Source organism: Lysobacter sp. 22409, assembly GCF_052045105.1.
In the GTDB taxonomy this organism is placed as follows: Bacteria; Pseudomonadota; Gammaproteobacteria; order Xanthomonadales; family Xanthomonadaceae; genus Lysobacter; species Lysobacter antibioticus_B.
The window spans coordinates 197,208-211,536 of sequence record NZ_JBQEOE010000004.1; the positions used below are offsets into that span (position 1 = coordinate 197,208).

The 14,329-nt window shown below is 68.9% G+C and carries 9 protein-coding genes and 1 pseudogene (1 of these 10 running past the window's edge); 9 read left to right on the top strand and 1 reads right to left on the bottom strand.

The window, feature by feature from the left end; genetic code table 11:
* The 9 genes from ACTJJK_RS03810 to ACTJJK_RS03850 form a co-directional block, all read left to right on the top strand.
* Positions 1-159, top strand: the 3' portion of a protein-coding gene (locus ACTJJK_RS03810) for a CheR family methyltransferase (RefSeq protein ID WP_440729516.1). 816 nt of this gene lie to the left of the window's left edge; the window shows 159 of its 975 coding nt (coding positions 817-975); its start codon lies beyond the left edge, outside the window; its stop codon occupies positions 157-159.
* On the top strand, positions 60-341 hold the full coding sequence (locus ACTJJK_RS03815) for a tetratricopeptide repeat protein (RefSeq protein ID WP_440729517.1): 282 nt from the start codon (positions 60-62) through the stop codon (positions 339-341). The genes ACTJJK_RS03810 and ACTJJK_RS03815 overlap by 100 nt, the downstream gene beginning before the upstream one ends.
* 25 nt (positions 342-366) lie before the next feature.
* The gene (locus ACTJJK_RS03820; RefSeq protein ID WP_051884259.1) at positions 367-951 is read left to right on the top strand and encodes a chemotaxis protein CheW; all 585 of its coding nucleotides are present in this window, start codon (positions 367-369) and stop codon (positions 949-951) included.
* Positions 948-3,212 (top strand): hybrid sensor histidine kinase/response regulator, encoded by a 2,265-nt coding sequence (locus ACTJJK_RS03825; protein ID WP_440729508.1) that lies wholly within the window; start codon positions 948-950, stop codon positions 3,210-3,212. The genes ACTJJK_RS03820 and ACTJJK_RS03825 overlap by 4 nt, the downstream gene beginning before the upstream one ends.
* Positions 3,209-4,228 (top strand): chemotaxis response regulator protein-glutamate methylesterase, encoded by a 1,020-nt coding sequence (locus ACTJJK_RS03830; RefSeq protein WP_440729509.1) that lies wholly within the window; start codon positions 3,209-3,211, stop codon positions 4,226-4,228. The genes ACTJJK_RS03825 and ACTJJK_RS03830 overlap by 4 nt, the downstream gene beginning before the upstream one ends.
* Positions 4,225-5,238 carry a diguanylate cyclase gene (locus ACTJJK_RS03835; protein ID WP_051884258.1) on the top strand — a complete coding sequence of 338 codons (1,014 nt, stop codon included), beginning with the start codon at positions 4,225-4,227 and terminating at the stop codon, positions 5,236-5,238. The genes ACTJJK_RS03830 and ACTJJK_RS03835 overlap by 4 nt, the downstream gene beginning before the upstream one ends.
* Positions 5,239-5,693: 455 nt before the next feature.
* Positions 5,694-9,125 (top strand): hypothetical protein, encoded by a 3,432-nt coding sequence (locus tag ACTJJK_RS03840; RefSeq protein WP_440729510.1) that lies wholly within the window; start codon positions 5,694-5,696, stop codon positions 9,123-9,125.
* Positions 9,126-9,138: 13 nt separating this feature from the next.
* Positions 9,139-10,158 (top strand): OmpA family protein, encoded by a 1,020-nt coding sequence (locus ACTJJK_RS03845; RefSeq protein ID WP_440729511.1) that lies wholly within the window; start codon positions 9,139-9,141, stop codon positions 10,156-10,158.
* An 8-nt stretch (positions 10,159-10,166) separates the two neighbouring features.
* Positions 10,167-13,565 (top strand): hypothetical protein, encoded by a 3,399-nt coding sequence (locus tag ACTJJK_RS03850; protein WP_440729512.1) that lies wholly within the window; start codon positions 10,167-10,169, stop codon positions 13,563-13,565.
* Between the two features lie 323 nt (positions 13,566-13,888).
* Here the strand turns inward: ACTJJK_RS03850 and ACTJJK_RS03855 are convergent.
* Positions 13,889-14,329 (bottom strand): annotated as a pseudogene (locus ACTJJK_RS03855) (plasmid replication/partition related protein); the annotation flags it as partial.

Genomic DNA, 14,329 nt, shown 5'->3' on the forward strand with positions numbered 1-14,329 from the left:
CCAACCCCGCGCCGCCTGCGGTCGAGGGCGCCGAGGCCTTGCTCGACGCCGCGCAGCGCCTGGCCGACAACGGCGACTTCGACCGGGCCGCGAGCTCCTGCCAGGCCTATCTGCAGGCGCAGGGGCCGTCGGCGCGCGCGCTGTACCTGCTCGGGCTGATCGAGGGAGCGAAGGGCCGCAACGAGCTCGCCGAAGACTATTTCCGCAAGGCCTTGTACTTGCAGCCGCAACACGAAGAGACCCTGATGCACCTGGCCTTGCTGTTAGAAACCCGCGGCGACGCCGCCGCTGGGCGGGTCCTGCGCCTGCGTGCGCAACGCTCGCGCAGGACGGCAGGTTGATGGGCACCGATAAGGACCGCGCAGGATGAGCGCCAAACACACGCCGGCCGGATCGAGCAGCGCCGTGGCGCGCTTGCTCGACCGCGCGCCCGAGCCGGAGGCGCTGCGCGAGGCGACCCGGCACGTCGCGGCCAAGGCCGAAGACCTGAGGTCGCTGACTGGGTCGCTGTTCGTGTTCCGCCTCGGTGCGGAATGGTTGGGCCTGACCGCCTCGGTGGTCGACGAAGTCATCGAGCCGCGCCCGGTCCACACCCTGCCGCACCGTCGCGAAGGCGTGGTGCGCGGGCTGGTCAACGTGCGCGGCCAGCTCACCGTCTGCGTGGCGCTCGAATCGCTGTTCCATCTCGAACCGGGCCAGGCCGACGCCGCGCGCAGCGTATTGAACCGGCGCCTGGTGGTGCTGGCCTGGCAGGAGCAGCGTCTGGCTTTCGAGGCCGACGAAGTGCACGGTTCGCATCGTTACGACCCGGCCACGATCGGCAACGTGCCGGCGACGGTCGCGCATTCGGTGTCGCCGTTCAGTACCGGCATCCTGGCCATGGGCCAGCGCAACGTCGGCGTGCTCGACGACGCGCTGGTGCTCAGCGCACTCAATCGGCGGCTCGGATGAGCACAGGCAACCTCCAGGACTATTCGCTGCACGACCTGTTCCGCATGGAAGTGGAGGGGCAGGCGCAGGTGCTGACCGAGGGGCTGCTGATCCTCGAAAGCCATCCGGCCTCGGCGCCGGAACTCGAAGCCTGCATGCGCGCGGCGCATTCGGTGAAAGGCGCCGCGCGCATCCTCGGCCTGTCGGCCGCGGTGGCGGTCGCGCATTCGATGGAAGATTGCCTGGTCGAGGCGCAACAGGGGCGGCTGGTCCTCGGCAACGTCGTCATCGATGCTTTGCTCGGCGGCGTCGACCTGCTCGCCCGCATCGCCGCGACCCCGGCTACGGAGACCGCGCCGTGGATGCAGGACGATGCGCCGGACGCCGAGCGTTTCCGCGCCGCTCTGGCCGCGGCCCTGGCCGCCGATCCCGCTCCGGCCGCGTCGTCGGCGTCGGCGTCGGCGCTGGCCGTGACGATCGAGCCGGAGCCGGCGTCGAGTGCGGACGCGGCCCATGCCGACGCCGAAAGCGAAGAGCGGGTGCTGCGCATCACCGCGCGCAGCCTCAACCGCCTGCTCGGCCTGGCCGGCGAATCGCTGGTGGTGTCGCGCTGGCTCGATCCCTACATCCGCTCGTTGAGCCGCCTGAAGCGTCTGCAGCACGACAGCGCGGCCGCGCTGGACCGGCTGGCCGACGTCTCGCCGGGCATGTCGCGCGATCAACATGCGAACGCGTTGCTGATGGAGGCGCGCTCGGCGATCGCCGAGTCGCAGCGGCAACTGGCCGATCGCATCGCCCAGTTGGACTTGTTCGAGCGCCGCATCGCCAGCGTCGCCCATCGCCTCTACGACGAGGCGTTGTCGAGCCATATGCGGCCGTTCGCCGACGGCACCCGCGGTTTCAAGCGCATGGTCCGCGATCTGGCGCGCGAACTCGGCAAGGAGGCGCGCCTGGAGATCGTCGGCGCCAAGACCCAGGTCGACCGCGACGTCCTCGCCAAGCTCGAAGCGCCGTTGGGCCACCTGCTGCGCAATGCGGTCGATCACGGCATCGAGTCGGCCGAGCAGCGCCGCGCCGGCGGCAAGCCCGCCGGTGGCCTGGTGCGGCTGGAAGCGCATCACGTGTCCGGCCTGCTCGAAATCACCATCGAGGACGACGGTCGCGGCATCGATCTGGAACAGGTGCGCCGCATCGTCGTCTCCCGCCGCCTGGCCGACGAGGACACCGCCTCGCGCCTGAGCGAGGCGGAACTGCTCGAATTCCTGTTCCTGCCCGGATTCACCCTGCGCGAGGTAGTCACCGAGATCTCCGGGCGCGGGGTCGGGCTCGACGCCGTGCAGAACATGGTCAAGCAGTTGCGCGGCACGGTCCGGCTGTCGTCGCAGGCGGGCGGCGGTACCCGCTTCCAGTTGTTGCTGCCGCTGACGACCTCGGTGTTGCGCGCGCTGGTGGTCGAGATCGGCGCGGAAGCCTATGCGTTTCCGCTGACCCAGATCGTCTGCACGGCGATGCTCGCGCGCGAGGACGTGCACTGGCTGGAAGGGCGCCAGCATTTCGAGTTGAACGGCCGCCGCATCGGCCTGGTGTCGGCGCAGCAGGTGCTCGGCGGCGCCGAGGCCAAGGCCGCGCCCGAGCAATTGCACGTGATCGTGCTCGGCGCGCCCGGCGGCGGTCACGAATACGGCCTGGCGGTGGAGCGTTTCCGCGGCGTCAGCGAGTTGGTGGTGCAGTCGCTGCCGAGCCAGCTCGGCAAGGTCAAGGACATCAGCGCCGGCGCCCTGCTCGACGACGGCACGCCGGTGCTGATCGTCGACGTGGAGGACCTGCTGCGTTCGGTCGAGCGCCTGGTGTCGACCGGACGCCTGACCCAGCTGCGTTACGACGACAGCGCGCAGACCGCGACCCGCAAGCGCGTGCTGGTGGTCGACGATTCACTCACCGTACGCGAGCTCGAACGCAAACTGATCGAAAGCGGAGGCTACGTGGTCGAGGTGGCGGTGGACGGGATGGACGGCTGGAACGCGGTGCGGGCGGGTCATTTCGATCTGGTCGTGACCGACATCGACATGCCGCGCATGGACGGCATCGAGCTGGTCGGCCTGATCAAGAAGGATGCGCGTCTGCGCAGCGTGCCGGTCATGATCGTGTCGTATAAGGATCGCGAGGAAGATCGCCGGCGCGGCCTCGATGCCGGCGCCGATTTCTATCTGACCAAGGGCGGCTTCCATGAGGAAGCTTTGTTGCAGGCGGTGGTCGACTTGATCGGCGAGGCCGCCGCATGAGGATCGGCATCGTCAACGACCTGGCGCTGGCGGTCGAAGCGCTGCGCCGCGCGATCGGCCGGCGCAGCGAGCACCGCATCGCCTGGACCGCGGCGAGCGGCGAGGAAGCGGTCGCGCGCTGCGCCGAGGACACGCCCGACCTGGTGCTGATGGACTTGTTGATGCCGGGCATGGGCGGGGTCGAAGCGACGCGCCAGATCATGGCGCGCAGCCCCTGTGCGATCCTGGTGGTGACCGCCAGCGTCGGCGGCAACGCCTCGCTGGTGTTCGAGGCCATGGGCCACGGCGCCATCGACGCCGCCGACGTGCCGACCCTTGGCATCGACGACTACGCCGGCGCGCAGGAACTGCTGGCCAAGATCGACCTGATCGGCCGCCTGGTCGGCGATGCGCCGTCGCGGCAGGCCAAGAAGCCGCCGATGCGCCGCTCCGGCGCCAAGCGCCTGGTCGCGATCGGTGCTTCCGCCGGCGGCCCGGCGGCGCTGGCCGAGTTGCTCGGCGGATTGCCGGCCGGTTTTCCGGCGGCGATCGTCGTCGTCCAGCACATCGACGAAAAGTTCGCCAGCAGCATGGCCGACTGGCTCAATCGCTTTTCCGCCAACCCGGTGCGGCTGGCGCGGCCGGGCGATCGGCCGGCCACCGGCAGCGTTCTGCTGGCCGGCACCAACGAGCATCTCGTGCTCGAGCCCGACGGCGCGCTGGCGTACACGCCCGAGCCGGTGGAGCAGCCGTACCGGCCTTCGGTCGACGTGTTCTTCGAGAGCATCAATAAGGACTGGCCCGGCGAGATCGTCGGCGTGCTGCTGACCGGCATGGGCCGCGACGGCGCCAGCGGTCTGCACTCGCTGCGGATGCGCGGCCACCACACCATCGCCCAGGACCAGGCCAGCAGCGCCGTCTACGGCATGCCCAAGGCGGCCGCCGATCGCGGCGCCGCCGTCGACATTCTTCCCCTGGATCGAATCGCATCGAAGTTGCGGTTGCTCTTCGGTGACATCAGGAACGTAGCCCCATGACTGAGCATTCCTCGAGCTTTACGCCGGCCACGCCCCGCAGGCGCCGGTTCGTCGTGTTGCTGGTCGACGATCAACCGATCATCGGCGAGGCCGTGCGCCGCGCGATCGCCAGCGAGCAGGACGTCGAGTTCCACTACTGCAGCTCGGCCAGCGACGCGGTCGCGACCGCCGAGGCGCTGCAGCCGACGGTGATCATGCAGGACCTGGTCATGCCCGGCGTCGACGGCATGACCCTGGTGCACCTGTACCGGGTGCACGCGAGCTTGCGCAACGTGCCGATCGTGGTCCTGTCGAGCAAGGAGGACGCGGCGGTGAAAAGCCAGGCCTTCGCGACCGGCGCCGCGGATTATCTGGTCAAGCTGCCGGACCCGATCGAGCTGATCGCGCGCATCCGCCACCACTCGCAGGCCTATCTCAACCAGATCGAACGCGACGCGGCCTATCGCGCGCTGAGCGAGAACCAGCAGAAGCTGTTGGAAATGAACGAAGTGCTGCGCCGGCTCAGCGATGTCGACGGCCTCACCGGGCTGAACAATCGCCGCTACCTCGACAGCTACCTCGACACCGAATGGCGCCGCGCGGTGCGCGAGCAGGGCGACTTCTCGATCCTCATGGTCGATGTCGACAACTTCAAGGTCTACAACGACGCCTACGGCCATTTGATCGGCGACGAGGCGCTCAAGGCGGTGGCCGGCGCGGTGCAGCGTTGCGCGCAGCGTCCGGCCGACGTCGCCGCGCGTTTCGGCGGCGAAGAGTTCGCGTTGGTGTTGCCGTCGACGCCGAGCGAAGGCGCGCGCCAGGTTGCCGAGCAGATTTGCGCCAGCGTCTACGAACTGGCGATTCCGAACACCGGCGCCGAGGTCGGCCGCGTCACCGTCAGCGTCGGCGGCGCGACCTATTCGCCGTGCAGCGGCGATTCCTACGAGCCCTTGCTCGAAGCGGCCGACTTCGCCCTCTACGAAGCCAAGCGCGCCGGCAAGAACCAGGCGGTTCACCGCGAACTGCCCTGAGCCGCCGTGGCCCAGCCGCGGCGGATTCACGGGGCCGATGAGCGCGGTCCGGCGCCGTTGCGTGCGCAGCGGCGCCTGAGTTCGCGCCATCGAGCGTAGGCGCCTGTCGCGTGCCGGCAAGTCGATTAGCGACGAGGAAAGCGGCTTCGCGTGCGACTCGGCGCAAGGCTCGCGTGCCTGCGCGACGACTAATGTGCTTTGTGCGATCGAGCGCAATGAACTGACACAAATGAGTGACGCATGACGTCACTATGTGTCATTAATGTTGATTAACGTCACAAATTTTCCCTGCCAAGCCGTTGCTGCCGAGCTTGGCACGTGGCTTGCGTCTCTAAGTCAAAATTGTGATTTACGTCACAAAAATAATAGAGACATAAGGCACGCCTCTCCGGTCGTGGCTGCTCTCTGCCTTACCGGACAGCCCGCCTCGGGTTGTAAACGAGGGAAGCAAGGATATGCGTCAAACGGAACGACTTCTGCGCCGGAGTGCGCTCAGCACATTAGCCTGTGCCATCGCCGCGACCTGCGGCACGGCGCAGGCGCAATTCAAGACCGATCGCCCCCTGCCGGCGCCGCTGCTGGCGCAACGCCTGGCACCGCAACCGGCCGCGACGATCCGCGTCGCGGTCGATCGCGACAGCCTGCCGGCCGACGGCCAGACCCCGGCGAAACTCGACATCCAGGTGCTCGACCGCGACGGTCGGCCGCTGCCGGGCGAGACGGTCCTGACCCTGGAGTCTTCGGCCGGCCGCTTGCAACTGCCGGGCGCGAGCAGCGACCAGTTCGGCCTGGCGCCGCGCGACCTCGATGCGGCGATGCCGGGTTTCCAGCTCATGGCGAAAGACGGTGCCGCGCAGGTCTGGCTGTTGGCGCCGATCGAGCCGCAGCGCGTGCAGGTGCAAGTGTCCGCGGGTGCGGCGGTGGCCAAGGGCGAGATCGGCTTCGTGCCGGCGCTGCGCGAGATGATCGCGGTGGGCCTGGTCGAAGGCATCGTCAGCTTCGACCGCAAGAACCCTTTGAGCCTCAGTCAGGCGCGGCCCGAGGACGGCTTCGAGGACGAGATACGCAACTGGTCGCGGCGTTCCGGCGACGGCAAGCGCAGTGCCGCCTTGCGCACGGCGTTCTTCCTCAAGGGCAAGGTCCGCGGCGATGCCTTGCTGACCATGGCCTACGACAGCGACAAGCCCGATCGCGACCGCCTGTTCCGCGATCTCGACCCGGAGCGTTGGTACCCGGTCTACGGCGACGCCTCCATCGTCGGCTTCGAGGCGCGCAGCAACAGTCGCCTGTATCTGCGCCTGGACAAAGACCGCAATTATCTGTTGTACGGCGACATCGTCACCGGCGACGGTTTCAGCCAGCGCAACGGGCAGGGCAGTGTCGCCCCGGTCGCGACGCGCGAGCTCGGCCAGTACCACCGCGCCATGACCGGTCTGCGCGCGCATGCCGAAGGCGCGCGCGGCGCGCTCGACGTGTTCGCCGCCTACGACAACCTGCGCCAGGTGATCGAGGAATTCCCCGGGCGCGGCCTGTCAGGCCCGTACACCGTCAGCAACAGCGCCGGCGCGGTGCTCGGCAGCGAACGCGTGGAGATGATCGTGCGCGACCGCCACGCGCCCTCGCGCATCGTCGAGGTCAAGCCGATGCAGCGCTTCGTCGACTACAACTTCGAACCCTTCAGCGGCCGCATCCTGTTCGCGCAATCGGTGCCTTCGGTCGATGCCGCGCTCAACCCGGTGTCGGTGCGCATCAGCTACGAAGTCGACCAGGGCGGCGAGCGCTACTGGGTTTACGGCGCCAACGGCCAATACCGCGTCAACGAGCGCTTCGAACTCGGCGGCAGCTACGTCAAGGACGAAAACCCCCTTTCGCCTTATGAGCTGGCCAGCGCCAACGCCAGCGTGCATTTCGGCGAGCGGACCTGGCTCAGCGGCGAAGTGGCGCGCAGCCGCAGCGCCTACAACACCTTGCCGGGGCTGCTGTACACCGCGTTGCCTGGCGCAGGGGTCGGTGGTGGCCCGATCGATCCGCTGCGCAGCGATCAGGTCGAAGGCGATGCCTGGCGCCTGGCCTTCGGCCATCGCGGCGAACACAGCGACATCGGTGCCTATTACGGCGAAAGCGACGCGGGCTTCAATAACCCCGCTTCGTCGTTCATCGGCGGGCGCAAGCAGGGCGGCTTGGATGCGCAACTGCGCCTCGACGAAACCTGGGGCTTGTACGCACAGGGCACGCATGTCGAAGGCACGGTCAGCGATGCGCGCCGCGACCAGTTGCAGGCCGGCGTGCGCTACACGCCGAACGAAGCCTTCACCTTGGAAGTCGGCGCCAACCGGGTCGACGAACGCGCCGGCCGCTACGGTTACGGCAACGGCCTGTCGGTACCGGCGCCGATCACCGCGCCGTTCGGCGTCGGCGTGGTCTCGCCGGGCTTCGGCGGCGGCTTTTACGGCGGCTCGCCGAACGCGATCAATCCCGGCACCGGCCAGACGCTGTACAACACTGGCTACGGCTGGAGCGGCCAATACGGCAGTTGGGTCGGTAACGGCCTGGCCGGCGTGCCGGTCGAATACACCGCGTTGCGCGTGGCCGCGCAGTGGCGCGTCGACGAACGCTTCGACCTCAGCGCCGAAGCCGAGCAGGACCTAGACCACAGCGAGCATCGCCGCGCCGCGCTCGGCGCGGGCCTGCGCGTGCACGACAAGACGCGTTTGTACGGCCGCTATGAGTGGAACACCGGCCTGGCGTCGGTCGCGACCGCCGAGGGCGCGGTCGATGCCGCCGGCCGTCGCCATGCCAGCCCCTACGAAAGCAATGCCTTCGTCTACGGCCTCGACACCGAGTACATGGACGGCGGCACCGTGTTCAGCGAATACCGCATGTACGACGCCTACGGCGCGCGCCAATTGCAATGGGCCAACGGCCTGCGCAATCGCTGGCGGGTGACGCCGGCGCTGAGCCTGCAGACCGGCCTGGAGAAATTGCAGGTGCTCGACGGCCGCGGCCAGCAAGCCACCGCCGCGAGCCTCGCCGCGGAGTGGCGTCCGGACGAGTTGTGGCTGATCAGCGGGCGCCTGGAGTGGCGGCGCAGCGACAACGTCGGCGACAACGTCCTGCCGAACGACCCGGTCACCGGCCTGCCGACCACGGTGCCATGGCTGAGCCAGGGCTACGACACCTGGCTGTCGACTTTCACCCTCGCGCGCAAGCTCAATCGCGACTGGACCGGCTTGCTGCGCAACTACCATCTGCGAAACCGTTACGACGGCGATGCCCAGGACAGTTACGAAGACCGTTTCCAGCTTGGCTTCGCCTATCGCGACACCGACCGCAACCGCCTCAACGTGCTCGGCAAATACGAGTTCTGGACGCGCCGCGACAGCAGTCTGGCCAACAGCGGTCTCGGCAGCGGCGGCTTTCCCGTCGACGGCGACGACCGCTTCGTGCTGGGCAACGAAGGTTTCGACAAACACGTCCTGTCGGTGCACGCCGACTGGCACCCGTCGCGGCCGTGGTGGCTCAGCGGCCGTCTTGCCGGCAAGCGCCAGCGCGACTACTTCGACGGGCGCAGCGATCGCTACACCGCTTATCTGGCCTCGGGCCGGCTGACCTACGACGTGTCCGAACGTTGGGACGTCAGCGCCCTCGCGGCGCAGATGTGGAGTCCCGGCGGCGCGCGCCAGTACGCCTTCGGCGCCGAACTGGGCTATCTGGTCAAGGACAACCTGTGGCTGTCGGCCGGCTACAACCTGCGCGGCTTCCGCGACGACGACCTGACCCAGGGCGAATACACCAACCAGGGCGCGTATCTGCGCCTGCGCTTCAAGTTCGACGAAACCCTGTTCCGCGGCAACGACCCCGCGACCAACCCCGCCTTGCCGCGCTGAGGAGTATCGAGTGATGAAACACCACCCAACGAAGGATCGTCGGCACCTGTCGGTGTTGCTCGCGCTGATCGGCCTGACCGCATCGCCGGCGCAAAGCCAGACCGCGCAGGAGAGCTTGACGCCGGCGCCGCAGCGCATCGCCAACGCGGCCATTCGCGCCGACCACCAAACTTATGAAGCGACGCAGGCACGGATCAAGGCGCTCAACGATCGCGGCATCGAAGTCGACGACTACGCGCTGTCGAAAGCGCAGTGCTGGCTCGACACCAGCTTCCACGAGTACAGCCGCAACGACCGCGGCGGCTACCCGCAGGCGGCGTTGGCCGAATCGGCCAGGTTGATCGCCGCGCTCGAAGCCGGCACCGATCCGGGCAGCGAAACCCCGCTGGTCAACGGCGCCGAAAAATTGCGCCCCGACCTGTGGGCGCGTTACGACGCCTTGCGCCGCCACGCCGGCTTCCGTTGCGCGCGCCAGGCCACCGCCTGCGCCGAAGTCGAGCTGGTGCACGCCGGCAACGAGATCCACGACGGCGGCTGGCGCCATGCCAAGCCCTACATCCAGATCGCCGAAGACTTGTCGGCGCGCGCGGAAGCCGCCGCCGAGGCCTGCCCACCGCCGCCGTCGCCGCAAGCGCCGCCGTCGCAGCAGGCGAACTACGAGCTGTCGGCCGATACATTGTTCGCGTTCGATCGCGGCGACCTCGCCGGCCTGTTGCCGCGCGGCAAGGGCCGGCTCGATGCGCTCGCCGCCGAGTTGCGCGCGCGCACCGAGGTGACCGGCTTCAACGTCGTCGGTCACAGCGACCGGCTGGGCAGCGAGGCCTATAACCAACGCTTGTCGCAGCAGCGCGCCGACACCGTGCGCGCCTATCTGCAAGGGCAGGGCGTGCGTACGCCGATCAGCGCCGAAGGGCGCGGCGAACGCGAACCGGTCAGCCAGGGCTGTGTCGGCGAGCGTGCGACCGCGGCATTGAAGCAATGCCTGCAGCCGGATCGTCGCGTGCAGATCGAAGTCCGGGCCGCGGCGAAGTGAGGACCGGCATGGCCATCGCAAACTTCTCCCGTCTGCGCGCCTGGCTGCCGCGCGCGGCGGCGCTGTTGCTCGCCGCGGCGCTGCCGGTCGCGCCCGCCGCGGCGCAGACCTGCGCGCCGCTGTTCAACGAAAGCTTCGGTTTCGGTTCCGGCACCAGCCGCATCGGTCCGCCGCTGTCGCCGGCGCAGACCACCTACCGTTACGAAGACACCGCACCGCAGTGCATCGGCCCGGATTGCCGGGTCAACGACGGCGAGTACTCCCTGGTGCAATCGCCGCGCAGCGACGGCGGCAACATCGCCTGGCGCGACGGCACCGACCACACCGGCGATCCGAACGGCTACATGATGCTGGTCAACGCCGACTTCGATCCCGGCGTGTTCTATTCGCGCGACTTCACCGGCCTGGCGGTCGGCGTGCGCCACGACTTCACCGCCTGGCTGACCAACGTGCAGGAATACCTGCCCGGCGACGGCGATATCGACCCCAACGTCACCTTCCGCATCGTCGACCCGAGCACCGGCGCGGTGCTCGGCAGCGTCAGCAGCGGCGACATTCCGGAACTGCCCGGCACCGTGCTGACCTGGAACGAGTACGGCGTGAGCTTCGTCCCGACCCAATCGAGCCTGCGCCTGGAAGTCGTCAACAACAGCCCCGGCGGCGCCGGCAACGACCTCGCCCTCGACGACATCTCGTTGACCGCGCTGGACAGCTGCGCCAGCGACGTGACCCTGGTCAAGAGCGTGACCGACGCCAACGGCAACGGCATCGCCGAACCCGGCGAGGCGCTGAACTACACCATCACCCTGCGCAACATCGGCAACCTGACCGCGATCAACTACGACGTCCTGGACAACCTCGATGCCAACACCGTCTACGTGTCGTCCGACAACGGCGGCATTCACGACGGCGCAGCGAGCGGCGGCACGGTGGCCTGGCGCAACCTCAGCATCGCGCCCGGTGCAAGCCTGAGCCTTACCGTCGCGGTGACCGTGGTCGACCCGATACCGGCCGGCGTCGCGCGCATCCTCAACCGCGCCTACAACCCGGATAAGGGCCCGCCGGATTGCAACAGCGACCCGAGCCTGCCCGGTTGCGCGCAGATCCCGACCGGTCCGCGCGTGACGGTCGCGAAGACGCTGTCGGCCGAGTCCGGCAACGTCGCCGGCCGCGCCGAGGCCGGCGAAACACTGACCTACACCTTGACCCTCAGCAACACCGGCGGCTCGGCCGCGAGCGCTCACAGTTTCTACGAGTTGCTGCCGGCGCATACCCGCCTGGTGTCGGTGAGCGGGGCCAGCATCGCCGGTTGCGCGGTCGGCGATGCCGGCGCGCGTGCCTGCACCCTGACCGTGGCCGGCCCGATCGCCGGCAACGGCGGCAGCGCCGCAGTGAGCTTCGTCGTGCGCGTGGTCGATCCGATTCCGAATGCCGTCACCGCGATCTACAACCTCGTCACCGATAACACCGGCAATCCTCCGCCGGTGGGCTGCGATCCGGCCACCGACCCGAACGGCTGCACCGCGCCGCCGCCGGGCTGCGATGCTGCGACCGATCCGAACCATTGCGTGCAAACGCCGGTGATCCAGCCGACCGTGACCGTCGCCAAGCGCCTGAGCGGCGAGAGCGGCAACCTGCCCGGTCAGGCCGAGCCCGGCGAAACCCTGAGCTACACCCTGACCCTGACCAACGGCAGCGCGGTCGCGGCGAGCAACCATAGCTTCTACGAGTTGTTGCCGGCGCATACCACCTTGGTGTCGGTGAGCGGCGCGAGCCTCGCCGGTTGCGCGATCGGCGATGCCGGCGCGCGTCCTTGCACCCTGACCGTGGCCGGGCCGATCGCCGGCAACGGAGGCACCGCCGAAGCGAGCTTCGTGGTGCGCGTGGTCGACCCGATTCCCGCCGGCGTGAGCGGCATCTACAACCTGATCACCGACAACACCGGCACGCCGCCGCCGGTCGCGTGCGATCCGTCCACCGACCCGAACGGCTGCGCCACGCCGCCGCCTGGGTGCGATGTCGCCGCCGACCCCGCGCATTGCGTCGGTACGCCGGTGGCGACGGTGTTGAGCGTGAGCAAGGACGCGCCAGGCCCGCCGCAGGCGGTGCCCGGAACGGCCGACGAATTCCTGGTGCGTTACGCGATCGTGGTGCGCAATCAGGGCGCCGCGGTCGGCCGTTACGAGCTCAGCGACACGCCGCAGTTCGGCGCCGGCGTCAGCGTGCTATCGGCCACCGCGACCCGCAACGGAGCCAGTGTTGTGGTCAGCGGCGTTGGCCCGTGGGCGCTCGCCACTGCCCGTGATCTCGCCGCCGGCGCCAGCGATACCTATGCGCTGGAGCTGCGGGTGCGGGTAGCGGCATCGGTGATCGCCGACCCGTCCAATAACGCCTGCGTCGCCGGCGGTAGCGGGCGCGGTCTGTTCAACGAAGCCGTGCTGAGCGTAGCCGGCCGCACGCTGCGCGACGATGCCTGTGTCGATACGCCGTTGCCGTCGACCGATGCGGTGCTCAGCGTCGAGAAGATCGGCTCGGTGCGCGAAGCCGAGGTCGGCGACCTTGTTTCTTACAGCGTGCGCATCCGCAACAGCGGCGCCGGCCTGGCCTTGGCGCCGGTGCTGGTCGATCGCCTGCCGGCCGGTTTCCGTCTCGTCGCCGACACCGCGCAAGTGCGCGGCGCCGGCCTGGTGTCGCTGAGCGGCGCGCCCGGACCGGTGCTGCGCATCGCCCTCGATCGCCTCGCCCCCGGCGCCGAAGCGGTGGTGCGTTACCGCGTGCGTATCGGCGTCGGCGCGCAGCAGGGCGACGGCATCAACCGCGCCCAGGCCGAATGCACGGCCGGCACCGGCCTGCGCCCGTGCTCGAACGTGTCGCAATGGAAGGTCGAGATCCGTGGCGGCGTGTTTTCCGATGAGGGCTGCGTGGTCGGACAGATCTTCGTCGACTGCAACCTCGACTCGGTGAAGGACCGCGAGGAACTCGGCATCCCCGGCGTGCGCCTGTATTTCGAGGACGGCACCTATCTGATCAGCGACGTCGAAGGCAAGTACAGTTATTGCGGGCTGCGTCCGGTGACCCATGTGTTGAAGGTCGATTCGACCACCTTGCCGCGCGACAGCCGATTGACCACGTCGAGCAACCGCAATGCCGGCGACGCCCACAGCCTGTTCGTCGATCTCAAGAACGGCGAACTGCAGCGCGCCGACTTCATCGAAGGCTCGTGCAGCAACCCGGTGCTGGAGCAGGTCAAGGCGCGCCGCGCCAACGGCGAGGTGCGCTCGGTGGAAACCGAGAGCGGCCAGCCGGCGCTGCGCTTCGAAGGCAAGGCGCCGGATGCGCCGCAGCAGGCGACCGAATCGGCGAATCAGCCGATCGAACGGGCGCGTCACGACGGCGGCGAGCGCTGACGGCGGCCCGATGGTCTCGGCCCGTCGCGACGGTGACGGGCCGACGTCAGTCGGCAAAACTCCAGGCAAGTCGCCCTGTGGGCGAGCCTGTTCGTGGCCGGCTGCGGGCGTTCGCGGCGGACACGGCGTTGGAGGAACAGGCTTCTAGCGTCGCCGAGTGCGCGGCTGTCGTTCGCTTGGAAACGCGGAGCGAAGCAAGGCGAGCCAAAGCAAATCCCCCACGTCCGCTGCGCGGCCGTTCGCCCCCTTTATCAAAAGGGGTAGGGTGGATTTGCTCTGCATGTGCTGATGGCCCGCACCGCATCGCAGCGCGCGGCCTTCGATCAGGCGGTTTCGGCCTGCAACAGCGCGAGTTGTTCGCGCAAGGCGTCGTTCTCGGCGGTCAGCTCGGCCACGCGCTGGCGCAGCGCCACGATCTGATCGGCGAGCGCGGCGTCCAGCGCCGAGGTTTCGCCCTCATCGCCTTCGCGCGGCTCGCGCGGTTTGCGCCGCGATTCGCGCACGCGCTTGGCCGCTTCCTTGAGTTCGCTTTTGCCGGCCAGGGCCGCGGCGCGCTGTTCGTCTTCCGGCAAGGTCGCGACCGCGGCGGCGGCATTGAGCGACAACGTGCCCGATTTCACCGCCGCCACCACTTCCGGCGCCGCCTGCTTGTGGATGGTTTCGATCAGGCCGACCTGGGCGGTGCTCAGGCGCGCCTCGCGGGCGATCTCGCCGCGTTGCTTGCGCGCGCCCGGTGCCGGCTTCGCCGCGGCTGCCGCGGCGGG